Raw genomic sequence first — 14,731 nt, forward strand, 5'->3', positions numbered from 1 at the left:
GCTGATCCGATCCCATATATTGTAAAATTACCTAGAAGGCTAATGGAATGATAGCTTCAAGGGGGAGTTGTTGATTGTGGAGAAAATAATTAAACAAGCTTGCACATTGCTTAACGACAGAGGGTTTGATTGGTCTATTTGTGGTGGTACTGCTATCGATTTATTTCTAGGTAGGCAGACCAGAACTCATAAAGACTTAGATGTTGCTGTGTTCTGGGAAGATAGAAATTCAATCATTGAATTGATGTTAAGTTCGGGATGGAGGGTGCTTCAGGCATGTGGTGGAGGAGTAGTCCAGGAACTGAATAGAAAGCAAGATGAGCCCTTTGAAAAGCGCAATTTATTTTGTTTCACGGCTAATGAGGACAGAGTTGAACTAGAGCCGATAGGGCGCGAAAGGTATCGGTTTGGATTTGAAAAGTTGGAACAAAATGATTTTACATATGTAGAATTTCTTTTCAATGAACGTGGTAATGGACAATTTCACTTGCCAGGGGAAACGAATATAAAACGCGAACTGAATAAAGCCATATTATCTTCATCGGATAAATTATCTTATTTGGCTCCTGAATTAGTTCTTTTTTATAAATCAAGTTATTTAGAAGGTACCGATGCTGCAGACCATAACCAGGACTTTGATGTTTCATTACCTTATTTTAATCCAGAGCAAAAGCAATGGCTTAGAGAAGCCCTTGAAAAGGAATATCCTAACGGTCACGTTTGGCTACAAAGATTGAACTAACAGATAACTATAGCTCAATAAACAACTAAGATGCGGCTGCTGGCATAGATTGGCAGCCGCATTGTGCTAATGGGAAGATTTACTTAACCTATTTATCTTTCATTAACCTTATGCGATACTATCTGAGCATTTGGTATAATAAGGTATAAAGTAGAAGAACTAAAATTTTTATAATCACAGGAAACGATACATACTTTCTGCTTTATTGACAAAGGAGGGTTACAATGACAGAGAATCTCATTGAACGTGCTGCGGGGGGATTAGTTCTTCGCAAGGCGTGGCCAGGATTCCAAGTCCTACTCATTCACGATAGATATGGACATGTGAGTTTCCCAAAAGGCCATCTGGAATCCGGAGAGACATGGGAGGACGCTGCAGTCCGAGAAATTTTGGAAGAAACAGGGATAAAATCAAGAATCCTTTCACCACTTGGTGACGTTGAATATCCTATCAAGCGAAAAGAGTTAACCGTTCGCAAGCAGGTCCGCTTATTCCTTCTTGAAGCCATCGACGAACAGGCTGAGCCTATCCATCAGGCTAATGAAGTTGAGAGTGCTCAATATTTCGCATGGGAAGATGCAATTCGACTTCACATGGAACGAGGCTATGTGGACTTGAATTGGGTGTTTGATAAGGCTATAGCACTTTGGGATTGGCACAAGAAACGAACGGAGAACAATAGTTGAATAAAAATCAGATTCGCGGCTATCGTAATAATTCGGCAGCCGCGTTATGGTAACTGGGCAGGATATTTTAACAATAACTAAACCTTATCAACTACGGCTGTAACTCAATATTTTCGACTGTTAGAGATAATTGTCAAACCTCTTGTGTAAACCTTCCACTAGCCATTCTGGCCAATCTTCCATAATGCCATTCCCCTTTCCGTTGTCTGAGTATGTGTATGTTAATTCTGATGGGAAGGGATGTCAAGTTGTTTTGAAACTCTCCATTCTTTCTACAATTCTCTGCCAAATTCGACTTATATATGGTATGATTTTACTATTCACAAAATAAATATTGAAGCAAAGGATAAAAGGATATATGGTATCAACAATAAAAAAGTCATTATCAAACTGCTCAGAAGGTAGTGATTCATATAGACACCTTAAGAACAAGAGCTTATACATACCTATTTTATTATGTATTGTTAGACAATCGAAGTGCATCCTATGCTCGGATTAAATGGTGGAGTCTTAAATCATGGGTATAAGCTAAAAAGGATATGGCTGAATTCAACAATATCCCTGATGTGGTTCACTTCACATCTTGCCTGATTTATTGGTTAACAGACCGAATGATTTTGATGAAATATTTATCATAGAGTTTTTATCGAAAAGTTAGAACAATAATTTAAATAAGAATACAGTTTAAAGGAGAAGTTAATAGTGGCTAAACTAATATTTATAGTGTTTGGATGCTGGATTTTGTTATCTTCTAATTATTCATATAATTCTTCACAAAATGTCACACTGACAAATTCAATGGAGCCCAATTTCGAATTTTTAACAAACGAAAACAATTCTTATTTTACAGTAAAATCAAACAAACAACATGTATCTAAGAATGATGTTGACTTTTTAATCGACAAAATAGGTTTTAACGATAATAAAATTATAAACTTGAAGCTAATTTTAGATGAAAAAGATGATGGTATGAACCTATTTTTCAAAGGTAAAGGAATGATTAGTTGTAGAAATATACATAATATGGATTACTGCATAAAGATGGATGAGAGTGGCGATTTTATTTGTACATCATTAGCTGGGGGAATAACAAATGTATGTAGAGAGTACAGTCGCGGAAGTGACCAGTCGATAATCAATGATTTTAGAGTGGTATTTGAAAAAACTAGAATTCTAAAGGAATCTATATCACTTAGTATTGGATCACAAATGGTGGATTCCAGATCTGGCGAAGAATTTAATTATATACAAATTTGGAGTGATCCAAGAGTAGAAACAGATGATTTAGAAGCTGTGTTTCAAATACTTCCTAAAAAAAAGAACCAATATTTGTTTTCAGTTAATGAGGGAATAGAGCCGAATGTATATAAAGATCGAAATCAGTACTATTTTATTTATGATTTGTTAGGGAACAAGACAACAGTTTCAAATGATGACATACATTTTTTCAAGTATAAAAAATAGTTTGAACTTTCAATTGGACTAAAATTATTTATAGCTTATAATACGATGATTTTAAAGGGGAGAGTTATCAATTAAAGACAGAAACGGGAGAATTAATCGTAGGTGCTTATCTTAAACAGATTGAAGGCTACGATTTCATTGAATATAACGTTCGTCCGCGCGGTGGAGGTATCAAGGGTTTAGATGAGTTAGACGTAATAGGGATGAATTTTGTCACTGAAACTGCTTACTTGTGTGAAGTCACAACTAATCTTCTTGGAGTTTTATACATTGATAATAAGACTACAGTTGTAAAAATCTCTAAGAAGCATTTAAAACAGAAAGAATACGCTGAAAATTATATTAAAAGCTATGAGCACATTCGCTTCATGTTTTGGAGTCCTTATGTGCCAGTTGGGTATATTACCAACGGTTTAGCGACTTTGCCTGAGTTAGAGTTGATTATTAATTAAGAATTGAATTATCAAAAAGTAACGTCTCATGTTTACTCTTTCAACAAAGCGTCACTTACATTGCATGAGAAGTTAGGGTTTGTTAAAGAAGGGCAACTAAGAAATATGGTTTATACTAATGGATCGTATTTCGATGAGATATGACCTTTCCCTGAAAAAGTAGACACGTAGAAAGCCTCAGTGAACCCAATTAGCCTAAGAATGTGTAATCATTGAGCCATTCCATTTTCAACTTTCCCCATAAGGATTCCATTGGAGAATTATCATAACAGTTTCCTTTGCGACTCATGCTGCAGATAAATCCATTCTTCTCAAGAAGTTTCTGGTAACCTTTACTGGCGCATTGAACGCCGCGATCAGAATGTACAATAAGTCCTTTGGATGCACCTGTGCGGCCAATTGCTTGCTTCAGAGCCGCACAGACAAGCTCTGTTTTCATACGACTATCCATCGCCCAGCCTACAAGTTTTCGGCCAAGTAAATCCAACACGCCAGCGAGATACAGCCATCCTTCAGCAGTTGCTATGAAGGTAATATCACTCAACCACTTCTCATTGGGTTTGCTTGTGGTAAAGTCCTGGTTCACAGTAAGCGTCTAACAAGAAGGTGTATTCCAATCCAATCTAGACTTTGAGACAATTCCGTTAGAGTAAGTCGTTGGAGTTTTTCGACTCTACTCGAAAAACTCTAATGGGAGTGTGTCCAATGTGCAAACTGTACAAATGAGGAATCGCTATCGACTCCAGCAATGGACCGAGATCATTCGTGACTGCCGTTCCAGTGGTCAGACCGTGGTTCGCTGGTGTGCCGACCACGAAGTCAATGTGAAAAGCTATTACTACTGGCTTCGGAAAATCCGTGAAGCTGCGTGTGAATCCCTTCCCGCCTTCTCCTCCCCGAATGAACCAACTTTAGTACCGGTCCCTCCATCTTTACGGACGAACGCCTCATGTCCCGAAGCGAGTCAGGAGCAAGCAGCCATCATTCTTCGTACGGATGCCGTTACGATTGAAATTCATCCGAATGCGTCTACTGCACTTCTCGAACAGACGCTTCGCATCCTGCAATATGTTCGGTGACCTCTCGAAGGCCGATCAACTGGTTATCGCCTGTGGGTATACGGATATGCGAAAGTCCATTGATGGACTCATTCACTTGGTGCAACACCAGTTGCAGTTGAACCCGTTCCAGAATCATTTGTTTCTGTTCTGGGGCCGCAAGCACGATCGGTTGAAAGCCTTGTACTGGGAAGGCGATGGATTTGTCCTGTTGTACAAACGACTGGAATCCGGTCAATACCAGTGGCCCATGGATGCGGAGGCTGTACGCTCGATCACTCTACAAGAGTTTCGGTGGTTGCTGGAGGGACTGTCGATCCATCAGCCGAAAGCGGTCAAAAAGTTAGGCTTCACCCCTTCCATGTAGGTCAAAACAGAGCCAAAACCCTTCTAAAATCTGGGTTTATGCACAATTCTATGGTAAAATGATAGCCATAGAAGACAGTGAAGGAACGGTATCCCATGAGCCCCTTGGAACAGCTACAAAAGATGGAGCATCGCATCGGCGACCTGGAAAAAGAGAATAAACGGCTACAGGAAACCGTGCAATTTCTAACGCAGAAACTGTACGGCAAAAGCTCCGAGAAAACAGCTTCCCTCCCAGTGGGTGTGGAGCAGCTGTCTTTATTTGATGAGGCAGAGACAGCAGCTTCACGCACTGCACCGGAGCCAACCATCGGGCAGATCCAAAGCTACCAGCGAAAGAAGCAGGTAGGTGAACGAGCGGAGCTGCTTCAGGATCTTCCGCATGAGAAGCAACTTTGTCAGGTTCAGGACCGTTGTTGTGGCGTATGCCATAGTGAGCTTGTCTTGGTGGGGGAAGCGTTTGTGCGCACTGAAGTGGAGTTTATCCCTGCCCGCGTGCAAGCGATTGATATCTACAGAGAAACCTTAGAATGCCGGACCTGCCGGAAAGAGGACAAGCCTCAGATGAAAAAGGCAACGGTGCCAGCGCCGGTCATCCAGCATTCGATGGCCTCAGCTTCCTCTGTGGCATGGGTCATGTACCAGAAGTTTGTGAACAGCATGCCCCTGTACCGCCAGGAGAAGGAATGGAAGAGCATTGGCCTTGACCTGAGTCGGGGCACGATGGCCAACTGGATGATCGCGGCCACGAGAGACTGGCTGAAGCCACTGGTGAATCGGTTGCACGGGCTGCTTGTACAAGAGCGATATCTGCATGCGGATGAGACGCCCTTACAGGTGATGAATGAGAAGGGACGGAAGAACACGACCCCCTCCTACATGTGGATCTATAGCAGTGGACAGCATCGTGCTCCTATACGGATCTTTGAGTACCAACCTGGACGAGGGGCGAAGTACCCGCAAGCGTTCCTGAAAGGGTTCAAGGGATATTTACATAGCGATGCCTACTCCGGGCTATGCGAATCTAGCAGGGACGGTTTCTTGCCTATGCTGGGTACATCTTCGGCGTAAGTTTGTCGAGGCATTACCACCGGAGACAAAGCATCCGGAAGAGACCCTTGCCAGAGAAGGGATAGCTTATTGTAACAAGCTTTTTGAGCTGGAGGCACAGCTTACGTCACCTACCGCTGAAGAACGAAAAGAGCAACGTCTGGTGCAGGAAAAGCCTGTACTCGATGCTTTTTGGTCATGGGTAGAAACGGCCAAAGGCAAGGTACTTCCCAAATCCAAGCTATGCGAAGCGCTAAAGTATGCACGCAACCATAAGAAAGAGCTACTGAATTACCTACAAGATGGGAATTGTGTGATCTCGAACAATCTAGCTGAGAACAGCATTCGTTCCTTTACAGTAGGACGTAAAAACTGGTTATTTAGTGGCAGTCCACGGGGGGCAATCACAAGTGCAGCGATTTAAAGCACCGTAGAGACAGCAAAGGCGAATGGATTGAACCCTTACAAATATCTAGTCTATCTGTTGCAACAGTTACCAGCGGTTGCATTTCGTCAGCAGCCGGACCTGCTTGATGCGTGCCTTCCATGGAGTCCAGCAGTTCAACAACATTGTACATAACGTAGAGCCTTTGGGTCTTCATGAACCATGGGCTTTTCATTTTCAATACACCTAATTGTTAGACGCTTACGCTTTAAACTGATACTAAAATATAACCATTGAATAAACGTAAAAGCAGCTACCGCAGAGGAAACTCTGAGGCAGCTGCTTTTTGCATGTGAGCCCGGTATGGGCGATAACTAGGCGGTGCAAGTCCGCTACAGGCTTGGCAGTAGGAACTGTTAGCTAAAGGCAAGGGTGTGAATCTGAAGGAAGCCGGAAGCAAACCCTCGGTCTGACGAACAGAAACCACATAGAAAGCATGGTGAGACGGACGAGCTTGCATACCAAAGCGAAGTCCAATACTGCCCGAATCTCATCATGTAGATGTGACAGATGGATGAGGGAAAAGTTATCGGTCTTACCCGGGGGAGGTCTCACAGACGTGGAGTAGGAGAAAAAAATCCGAAAGCGGAGTAAAGCTTGCTGTGAGAAAGTCAGCAGATGCCATAGTACGCGAGCTGCGACAGCGGCGAGCGGAAGGGCTGAACAATCGTAAGTCTCGAGTACAGACGGAAAGGAGAACCGATGCAATGAAAGAAGAATACCGTAAGGGCTGCCGGCAAAGAGATAGTGTGGAACGCGAAGGGCATGCAGGAGCCGCGGAGCATGGAATCTCGGGAACGTGTAGAGAAAGAGACGGTGCAAAGGACTTGGTGGCATGCTTAATGGACAGAGACAATCTGAACCGAGCGTACAAGCAAGTGAAGCGCAACCACGGCGCGCCGGGAATCGATGGCATGACAGTCGGTGCGGCACTTCCATGGTTACGTGAAAAGAGAGACGAACTCCTGCAAAGCATCCGGAATGGAAGCTACCAACCGAGCCCGGTGCGGCGTTAGGAGATCCCCAAGCCAGATGGAAGCGGCGTGCGAAAGTTAGGCATCCCGACCGTAGTGGATCGGGTGATCCAGCAAGCTATTCGAAAAGTAAAAGCGTATGCCGAGCAAGGAGATGGACATGCGGTCGAAATCGATCTGTCGAAGTACTTCGACACGCTGAGCCACGAGCTTTTGTTGAATCTGCTACGCAAGCAAATCCAGGATAAACGCGCCATCGACCTGATCAAAAAGTACCTGAAAAGCGGAGTCATGGAGAACGGCGTGCGACGTGCAACGGAGGAAGGCTCGTCTCAAGGCGGGCCGTTGTCCCCGCTTTTGGCCAGCTAACGAGTCGAAGCCAGGGCAGGAAAGCACGGCAGGTCATGGGGAACGTGAAAGTCTACATTCGTGGATGGATCGGCTATTTCTACGTAGCCGACATGAAGCGATTCCTGCAAAACTGGAATGAATGGCTGCGAACACGGATGCGGATGTACATCTGGAAACAGTGGAAGAAGTCTCGAACGAAGGTGCAAAATCTGCGAAAGCTGGGAGTGCCGGAGTGGCAGGCTTACCAATGGGGGAACACAAAGCTGGGCTACTGGCGAATAGCCGGAAGCGCAGTACTGAATCGCTCTATAACAAACGAACGGCTCGCACAGGCAGGCTATTATGACTTCCCTGCTCAGTACGAGCCTCCTATCCGATCAAAGAACCTGGCATACGTACATGCCAAGTTCTTATGATTTACTTTAATCCTCTATTACGATTTTTACTGCTTTAATTTTGCTGCCCATATTGTAGTTTCTTCCTCATCGGCCTGTCCTGCACGCAGACAGTAAGGGTGATGATAAGTGGTCTGGTCAAAGATGAAGAATACCATATCACCATGTTCGAGTATAGGAGAGGCAGCTGGCGCTTGAGAAAGTTACAGATTTAATAAAAGACCGGTTCGGTAGTGCGGCAATTGCAAGGGCATCATCCTTTAGCAAGGCAGGTTAGTATACTCCTACAGGACAATTAAAAACCGTAACCTATCCGCGGTGAACTGTAACCCCATTTGTGGACACGTAATGAAAAGGTATTAGGCGGTGATAAGATGACTTCTGAATTCATCGAGGCCACTGAAAAAGTCTGAATTTAAACAAGATACCCTTCCTCGATTTTTACGAGGAAGGGTATCTTGTTTTGCTGTATAATGGCTGTATTAATTCTAGGCAGTGTCTCGGATGATTTCAAACCAACAATCTCTTAACCTCAGTCCGTATATGGGAATTTACGATATAGTCGTACCTAAAGATAATATGCTCCGTCAAATTAATGACCTGGTTGATTTTTCTTTTGTCCATGAAGAATTACAGAATAAATATTGCCTCGATAACGGTCGCAATGCAGTACCTCCCATTCGTATGTTCAAATACTTGTTGCTGAAATCAATTTTACTTATCCGATGTGGATGTCGTAGAACGTTCTAGATATGACATGTCTTTTAAATATTTCCTGGATACGGCGCCAGAAGATGGAGTCATAAATTCGAGTTCTTTAACGAAGTTTTGCAAACTTCGTTTGAAAGATGTAAACTTGCTCGACATGCTTATTCAAAAAACAGTAGAAATTGCATTGGAAAAAGAAATCATAAAAAGTAGCGCTATTATTGTGGACGCTACACATACAAAAGCGCGTTTCAACCGTCCTTCACACAAGAAAGATATGCCCACTGACCGCTACCATAGCGTATGGTGATGTCTGTAAGGAGGACCTTCTCTGGTTCTCCTTGAACAAACTGACGCTCTAGGAGATTAGGACATGTACGATGTTCTTGCGTCGCTTTAGCCATTTTGCGATAGGGATTGGTTTGACGGATCGTAGCTACTAACCCAAACTTGCGCATGATACGACGAATCTTTTTATGATTCATGACAATGCCATTCAATTTCTCCAGCCTCATTTTGATAACCAATGCGCCTGCTTTCCCGTTCAACGCTTCAAAATGCTCCCTAATAAGCTGAAAGTCGTATTGATCGGCTGTCTCTCGCAGTTGACGCGACTCCTCAGCACTACTCCAACGGTAATAGCCGCCTGCACTTACTTCGGCAATCTGACAGAGGTAACGTGTTAAACGTCTTAAATCATGCTTACGAATCGTTTGATGAATGAGCTGAAAGCGCTCGGAAGGCGTCAACTCCTTACTTTTTCGCCTGCGCTTCTAGCTTTTTTAATAGCTCGTTCTCCGCTTCGAGGAGTTTAATCCGAGCTTCCGCTTGTTGCAGCTTCTCTTCCGCTGATGATTCCGTTTTTGATACCTGTACTTTCAAGGCCTCGGAGCTCTTCTAACAAGCCAGCCTCACCGTACTTAGCGTAGGTCTCTCTCCAGCGATAGAGGCTTTCTGTTGGTGTTCTCTGGCCAACGAGTTCGATACTAAAGCCTGCTTCAAAAAAATCTCCATTGGCGGCTCTCCCGCCGTGTTAGCTTGCACTGCTGCGAGGTTAAAAGCTGGAGCATACGAGATGTTTCTCCCCGATACGCGGCTTACGTTCAGATTGGATTCCAGTAGCCTGATCTCTGTTTCAGTAAATCCTGTTCTTATTTTCCTCATGATATTCATTCCCCATGTATTCTCGATAGTATGATTAAAGCACAAAAACCCGTAAGAGGTCACTTTTTTTCAAGTGTCCACCTTACGGGTTACAGTTCAATTTAGACTAAAAGATGGTTTTTTGTCTGGTTACTTAAAATCTGGGGGGAGTAATATTCTCTTTCTATTTAATGAATCTACTTCTTTAGTGTAAGTGATGTGTACTCTTCTAAATTCGATGTACATAATAAGTTGTTTTGGTAACATAATTTTGGTACAGTCTTCAGTTATACTTGGTTTATCTCCAATTAATATAATTCCATCTACGCTTGGACGCAATATATACTTATTATGAAGCTTTTGTCCGTTTGTAAGCGTAATTGTTGCAAGAATTAGTGTATTTGATAATTTATTGAAGATAGCTGGAATGATGTTCAGCATTAATCTATATGGTACGTAAACTAATCCCAATATAATTAAAATTCCAAGTGCATTTTAGTGGGTAAAGAAAAAACTTTAAATAATACTTCCAATGATTCAATTACATTTAATTTTAATCCTTGATTTGCTAAAGCAAGTATTAAATTGAATAAATATCCAAAATGAAATGAAATAATTGTAAGATAAACTGTGATTATCAGAAAAATTATAAGACGAAAAATTTTGTTTTTTTTAGACTTAACGTGCATCTTACTAAAAATATATAACTTAAATTTTAAATTTTTTATTGAAATTCAGTAAGAATAAAAATATAAGTGCTATTAATCCTATGATTTCGAAAAAATAAATCAATGTGGGAGATAATAATGGGTTTTCAACAAATGGAAAATTTAAACTAAGTGGATGCGAAGAGATAGTAATACTTGTAGTCTTGACAGTATAAACAACTAATACAGCCATTATAAATAGTTCAATTAACATTCTCCTTAAGATCGTAAATAACCGCTCAAAAATGCTTTCTCTTCATTTGTTATATTTATTAGTGGATACGGTAGGAAGATGAATTTATATAACCCTAATATAAAAGTAATTACAAATATTCCGACACCACTAAAAACCCACTGCACCGCTTGATAATCCATAGCTAGTCCTCAATTTTCTTTTTTTATATCGATTATTTAAAACGCCACTTTAAACACACAATTTTCCTTGATAAAATATCCATCATTAACAACTACGCATTCATCCGTATGCTTACTTATCCTTCCATAATCAATTTTCTCTCCTTCTTGATATACATGTATAGGAACAGCAAAAAACCTTGCATTGTCAAAATCGAATGGTGATCGTAATTCTTGATTTGCTTTAAACATAATAGACCTTCTTTCATATTAATTTAGGGTGTTGTTTTGATACTACTTCGACAAAATATCCATAAATCCTTTTAATTAGGTAAATATAACCATGTAAAAAGAAGGATTAAATAGTAATTTATCGAATTGTATAGATTGTAGTTGAGAATGAGAGGGGAATTGTATATGCAAAAAAGATTATTGGCAGGGGTCATTGGGACTACATTGTTGTTGGGATTAGGAACAGGGGCATTAGCAGCATCTTCTTTAGAAGAAATCAAAGCATATTTAAATGGAGAGATTAAATTCAAAGTGAATGGGGCTGACTGGCGTCCAAGTGATGAAAAGGGCAATGAAATGATGCCGATTACTTACAATGGAAATACATACGTACCACTACGTTCAGTTTCAACTGCGTTGAATACACCAATCGATTACAATGGTGAAACGAAAACGGTTATTTTAGGTGAAAAAGTAGATGGTGTAACTCTTTTTTCCAAAACAATTAAATTGCTCAATCCAGCGGATTCGGATGTTGCTGATCTAATAGATAAAGAACAATTAGTGATTAATGGAAAACAGTATGACGGGGCTTTTAGATTAAGGACAATGTACCAATTCATCAGGGTTATGAGGGTTGATTTAGGTAAACCTTATACCAAAATGCACTTAGTTGTTGGAGCAAAGGGATCAGATGTAAATGTGAAAATTTTCAATAAAGATGATGTTGTCCTTAAGGAATTTGCATTGAAAAAAGATGAAGTTAAAGAGTTAGATATTGATTTGAATAATTCGCAAAATTTAAAGATTAACTCTGCTGGTACTGAGAAGGGACAAGAAGGCAATGTCTATTTTTTGAAGGACTCAATTGTAAAATAAATGAATATAAAAATTACGAGTAATATAGAAACAACGGAGCAGACGTTTAAGGTTTCTTTTTAAGCGTCTGTTCCGTTGTTGTTTATGGGGATACTGGGTTTCGTTTAAGTGATAAGTTTAGTGGGTTTTAATTACAAACATCAAAGATAATCTGGATTTTTTCTGGAGGTAAGTTTGTGCTAAGTATTATAATTATTTCAGTAGTATTAATTATTATTGTAATTGGCATTGTAGGTTACAAAATCAATAGTAGAACGAAAGTACGAAATCAACCATTACCTTTCGATTATGATCTAAAGAAAATTAACATTACAGATATAGATAGAATGAGTGATGGCTCAGAATTTGAAATGTACTTGTACAGATTACTATTAGAACTTGGCTATTCTGGCGTGTATAAAACAGTGGGAAGTAGATTTTGGGGCGGATTTAATCTTTACAGATCGTGAAGGCGTAATACGAAGGAAATCAAAATATTAAATTTCGTTGATCTTCATGAGATCGGTCCAATATATTTTCAAAAAACGTATTATCTCTCACCAGGGAATTCAAGCGCTATATGAGGAAATCTTTACCACAAGTAAAATAGGCATCTGTAAAGTGTCCATTCGTTCAAAAAGTAGTCTTGCTGCTCTGAGAATTATTGATCAATGTTTAGTATTGGAAACAATATATTATCCAGATGAAATTCGGCCCGTTCAATTGGTACCAAATTTGCAGTTCAATCAAAAAAGTTAGTGAAACTGAGCTAAAAATGGCCCATATGTTAATTAATCATTTATCTAAGACATTTGATCCAACTATGTATAAAGATGATCATCGGGAGCAACTAGCTTCATTAATTCAAAAGAAAATCATGGGCGAAGAAATTAATGTCCCTCAGATCGTAAATAAATCATCAGTGTTAGATCTAATGTCAGCTTTACAGGCAAGTTTAAATTCATATAAAAAGATCGAGGAAACTAAAAAAATAAAAACAAAGCGAAAATCCTCTGCAAAGCAGATTTTTACAGGGGCAGAAGATACAGCATAACTTAATATAAAATTTTTTACTCAAGTTTCGCAGCTTAATATTGGCATTAAAGCCTTGATATAGCTGGGCAAACCTGAAATCCATTGCTGCACTTGACTTAAAAGGGCAGACTTCTCCCGTCTAGTCCTTGTTTGAGAAAGTTCGAGGAAAAAGCTAACGATTTGTTGAAGTGCCGCTTTTAGATCCAAATCACGGATTTCATCAGAAAATAGGAAAAACAGCCCGCCTAATGAGCGCTGATCCTGCTCAACACGTCGCTCCCACTCCATTAAGAGATAGCGAGTAAAGACAATGGTAGTATGGCTGATCAGCATGTCAAAAGAACGACCATGGAACTCCGTTCCCAGTTTCAAGTAAGATTTCGTAAATTTGAAGAACGTCTCAATGCTCTATCTCATGCCGTAAATACGAACAATTTCGGTATTCGAAAGTTCAGTATCCGTACTCAAAATAGTAAGCCATTCCCGACGACAATTACGGTTCTGGACGAAAACCAGCTTGATCGGCAACCCGCAGTCGGTTTGAGCGAAAATGGACCCCAAAATCTCCGACTTGGTCGAACGTGGGAGTGTCGCGTACAGTTCTTTCAGTGTCATTCGCTTATCTCCAATTCGGTAGCGTTGTTTCATATCTTTGATCATGCCGATGACGTGTAAGCCGTTAGACATCAGGCTGCGCAGCAGTGGAGCTTGGGTGAACCAGCTATCCATCAAGACAAAATCTGCTGCAAAACCAGCCTGAATCGCACGATCCAAGAGAGCTACAACCGCTTCGGGTTTCCGTGAAAATGCCTCTAGACGCCGTTTGTAGCCTTGTGTACGTTTGGACAGTTGTTCCTTCATTTCACTGAAACGATTCGTTAGTTTAGCCGAACTTAGCATGACGAAATCGATGGGAGCAAAGCTGAACCCATCCGACCAGCCGAGGGTCAGCATGTTGTAGCCACGCACGAAACGACCCGTGGTGTGATCATGAACCCGAGCAAGGAGTTCTGCTTTCTTGCAACGGTTCCGCTTGAGAACGGAATCGTCCACGATGAACACGCGAACTCGTGTTGCGGAAGTTAGTGATTCAAAGTGCTGAATCACCTGCAGACTGAGCGCCTGGAAGAAGCGACGCCAAGCAAAACTAGGATGATTCAGGAAACGATAGACCACATCTTTACCTTGTAGCGAAGTGCGGCTGCACTCGAGCAAACGAGTCCAACTGCGTTGCTGGAAAACTTAGGTGAAGATAAGCTGAAACACAGCAAGAGCCGGAAGTCCATACGATTTACGGATGCCAGCTTGGCGAAGCAATTGACCGATTTTCAAGGTGGAAAATATAGTTGAAAAGCGTTCCTCACACTTTTCAGACAGGGAGTTGTAGTGTAACATAGGGTTACGCACCTTTCTGTTTGAGATGGTAAGCTCGACACTTCCATTTTACCAAACGTGAAAGGTGTTTTTCTGTCAAGTTCGCTAATATTTATGCTACAACCCTAGTAACATCAACATTTAAGTGCACTTTCAAGGTGCGAAACTTGAGTTATTTATTTGTTGAAAACTCGTTACTTGTAGCGGTTTTTTTTTTTCTACGATTGACCAATTAACTAACAAGGATTTCCATGTACTTCTGTCGAAGTATTAAGCAACCACTTTGATGGAGGTTTCTTTGCTTATGCCGCTGCCGAAGAATCGTATCGTGCCACAAG

The 14,731-nt window shown here is 41.0% G+C and carries 16 protein-coding genes and 6 pseudogenes; 16 read left to right on the top strand and 6 right to left on the bottom strand.

Going from position 1 to position 14,731, the window contains the following annotated elements:
- Positions 1–76: 76 nt before the first annotated feature.
- From LRL21_RS43335 to LRL21_RS43355, 5 genes and pseudogenes are all read left to right on the top strand, one after another.
- On the top strand, positions 77–742 hold the full coding sequence (locus LRL21_RS43335) for a nucleotidyltransferase domain-containing protein (RefSeq protein ID WP_240421957.1): 666 nt from the start codon (positions 77–79) through the stop codon (positions 740–742).
- A 224-nt stretch (positions 743–966) separates the two neighbouring features.
- A complete protein-coding gene (locus LRL21_RS43340; RefSeq protein WP_240421958.1) occupies positions 967–1,428 on the top strand; it encodes an NUDIX hydrolase in 462 nt (153 codons plus the stop codon).
- A 702-nt stretch (positions 1,429–2,130) separates the two neighbouring features.
- Entirely contained in the window at positions 2,131–2,892 is a 762-nt protein-coding gene (locus LRL21_RS43345; RefSeq protein WP_240421959.1) for a hypothetical protein, read from the top strand.
- 203 nt (positions 2,893–3,095) lie between these two features.
- On the top strand, positions 3,096–3,344 hold the full coding sequence (locus LRL21_RS43350) for a hypothetical protein (RefSeq protein WP_240421960.1): 249 nt from the start codon (positions 3,096–3,098) through the stop codon (positions 3,342–3,344).
- Positions 3,345–3,488, top strand: a pseudogene (locus tag LRL21_RS43355) (GNAT family N-acetyltransferase); the annotation flags it as partial.
- Positions 3,489–3,534: 46 nt separating this feature from the next.
- Here the strand turns inward: LRL21_RS43355 and LRL21_RS43360 are convergent.
- Positions 3,535–3,930 (bottom strand): annotated as a pseudogene (locus LRL21_RS43360) (IS3 family transposase); the annotation flags it as partial.
- Positions 3,931–4,051: 121 nt separating this feature from the next.
- Between LRL21_RS43360 and tnpA the strand changes: the two are divergent.
- The 7 genes and pseudogenes from tnpA to LRL21_RS43395 form a co-directional block, all read left to right on the top strand.
- The gene (gene tnpA / locus LRL21_RS43365) at positions 4,052–4,423 is read left to right on the top strand and encodes an IS66 family insertion sequence element accessory protein TnpA (protein WP_240421961.1); all 372 of its coding nucleotides are present in this window, start codon (positions 4,052–4,054) and stop codon (positions 4,421–4,423) included.
- Positions 4,413–4,769, top strand: coding sequence for an IS66 family insertion sequence element accessory protein TnpB (gene tnpB / locus LRL21_RS43370; protein ID WP_275901192.1), 357 nt, complete (start codon positions 4,413–4,415; stop codon positions 4,767–4,769). The genes tnpA and tnpB overlap by 11 nt, the downstream gene beginning before the upstream one ends.
- 95 nt (positions 4,770–4,864) lie before the next feature.
- Positions 4,865–6,398, top strand: a pseudogene (tnpC, locus tag LRL21_RS43375) (IS66 family transposase).
- 467 nt (positions 6,399–6,865) lie between these two features.
- On the top strand, positions 6,866–7,279 hold the full coding sequence (locus LRL21_RS43380) for a hypothetical protein (protein ID WP_240421963.1): 414 nt from the start codon (positions 6,866–6,868) through the stop codon (positions 7,277–7,279).
- A 54-nt stretch (positions 7,280–7,333) separates the two neighbouring features.
- Positions 7,334–7,606, top strand: a complete 273-nt coding sequence (locus tag LRL21_RS46575) for a reverse transcriptase domain-containing protein (protein WP_240421964.1) — start codon at positions 7,334–7,336, stop codon at positions 7,604–7,606.
- Positions 7,607–7,641: 35 nt separating this feature from the next.
- Positions 7,642–8,004, top strand: a complete 363-nt coding sequence (locus LRL21_RS43390) for a group II intron maturase-specific domain-containing protein (RefSeq protein ID WP_240421965.1) — start codon at positions 7,642–7,644, stop codon at positions 8,002–8,004.
- 483 nt (positions 8,005–8,487) lie between these two features.
- A pseudogene (locus tag LRL21_RS43395) lies at positions 8,488–8,965 on the top strand (transposase); the annotation flags it as partial.
- Here the strand turns inward: LRL21_RS43395 and LRL21_RS46580 are convergent.
- The 4 genes from LRL21_RS46580 to LRL21_RS43410 form a co-directional block, all read right to left on the bottom strand.
- Positions 8,943–9,440, bottom strand: coding sequence for an IS3 family transposase (locus LRL21_RS46580; protein WP_338044777.1), 498 nt, complete (start codon positions 9,438–9,440; stop codon positions 8,943–8,945). The pseudogene LRL21_RS43395 and the gene LRL21_RS46580 sit on opposite strands and share 23 nt — an antisense overlap.
- Positions 9,441–9,444: 4 nt before the next feature.
- Positions 9,445–9,573: a hypothetical protein gene (locus LRL21_RS45995; RefSeq protein WP_275901193.1), complete on the bottom strand. Its 129-nt coding sequence runs from the start codon at positions 9,571–9,573 to the stop codon at positions 9,445–9,447.
- A 15-nt stretch (positions 9,574–9,588) separates the two neighbouring features.
- On the bottom strand, positions 9,589–9,855 hold the full coding sequence (locus LRL21_RS43405; RefSeq protein ID WP_240421966.1) for a hypothetical protein: 267 nt from the start codon (positions 9,853–9,855) through the stop codon (positions 9,589–9,591).
- Positions 9,856–10,952: 1,097 nt separating this feature from the next.
- Positions 10,953–11,147: a hypothetical protein gene (locus LRL21_RS43410; protein ID WP_240421967.1), complete on the bottom strand. Its 195-nt coding sequence runs from the start codon at positions 11,145–11,147 to the stop codon at positions 10,953–10,955.
- A 165-nt stretch (positions 11,148–11,312) separates the two neighbouring features.
- On the opposite strand from LRL21_RS43410, the gene LRL21_RS43415 reads away from it, so the two are divergent.
- The 4 genes and pseudogenes from LRL21_RS43415 to LRL21_RS43425 all read left to right on the top strand — a co-directional run bounded on the left by LRL21_RS43415 (position 11,313) and on the right by LRL21_RS43425 (position 13,038).
- A complete protein-coding gene (locus LRL21_RS43415) occupies positions 11,313–12,005 on the top strand; it encodes a stalk domain-containing protein (RefSeq protein ID WP_240421968.1) in 693 nt (230 codons plus the stop codon).
- Between the two features lie 290 nt (positions 12,006–12,295).
- A pseudogene (locus LRL21_RS47150) lies at positions 12,296–12,458 on the top strand (restriction endonuclease); the annotation flags it as partial.
- Positions 12,459–12,500: 42 nt separating this feature from the next.
- Positions 12,501–12,743 carry a Ku protein gene (locus LRL21_RS47155; RefSeq protein WP_420832570.1) on the top strand — a complete coding sequence of 81 codons (243 nt, stop codon included), beginning with the start codon at positions 12,501–12,503 and terminating at the stop codon, positions 12,741–12,743.
- Positions 12,688–13,038, top strand: a complete 351-nt coding sequence (locus LRL21_RS43425; protein WP_240421970.1) for a Ku family protein — start codon at positions 12,688–12,690, stop codon at positions 13,036–13,038. Before LRL21_RS47155 ends, LRL21_RS43425 begins: the two co-directional genes overlap by 56 nt.
- A gap of 20 nt (positions 13,039–13,058) precedes the next feature.
- On the opposite strand, the pseudogene LRL21_RS43430 reads toward LRL21_RS43425, so the two are convergent.
- A pseudogene (locus tag LRL21_RS43430) lies at positions 13,059–14,414 on the bottom strand (IS4 family transposase).
- Positions 14,415–14,731 lie beyond the last annotated feature (317 nt).

Origin of the sequence: Paenibacillus periandrae, assembly GCF_022458865.1 — a bacterium.
Taxonomy (GTDB): Bacteria; Bacillota; Bacilli; order Paenibacillales; family NBRC-103111; genus Paenibacillus_S; species Paenibacillus_S periandrae.

What these genes read in the sequence shown, in the direction of transcription:
- LRL21_RS43415 (WP_240421968.1), top strand. Translation starts at nt 11,313, where the DNA reads ATGCAAAAAAGATTATTGGCAGGGGTCATTGGGACTACATTGTTGTTG.
- LRL21_RS43410 (WP_240421967.1), bottom strand. Translation starts at nt 11,147, where the DNA reads ATGTTTAAAGCAAATCAAGAATTACGATCACCATTCGATTTTGACAAT.
- LRL21_RS43390 (WP_240421965.1), top strand. Translation starts at nt 7,642, where the DNA reads ATGGGGAACGTGAAAGTCTACATTCGTGGATGGATCGGCTATTTCTAC.
- LRL21_RS43425 (WP_240421970.1), top strand. Translation starts at nt 12,688, where the DNA reads ATGAAATTCGGCCCGTTCAATTGGTACCAAATTTGCAGTTCAATCAAA.
- LRL21_RS47155 (WP_420832570.1), top strand. Translation starts at nt 12,501, where the DNA reads ATGAGATCGGTCCAATATATTTTCAAAAAACGTATTATCTCTCACCAG.
- LRL21_RS43405 (WP_240421966.1), bottom strand. Translation starts at nt 9,855, where the DNA reads ATGAGGAAAATAAGAACAGGATTTACTGAAACAGAGATCAGGCTACTG.
- LRL21_RS43340 (WP_240421958.1), top strand. Translation starts at nt 967, where the DNA reads ATGACAGAGAATCTCATTGAACGTGCTGCGGGGGGATTAGTTCTTCGC.
- tnpB (WP_275901192.1), top strand. Translation starts at nt 4,413, where the DNA reads ATGTTCGGTGACCTCTCGAAGGCCGATCAACTGGTTATCGCCTGTGGG.
- LRL21_RS43350 (WP_240421960.1), top strand. Translation starts at nt 3,096, where the DNA reads ATGAATTTTGTCACTGAAACTGCTTACTTGTGTGAAGTCACAACTAAT.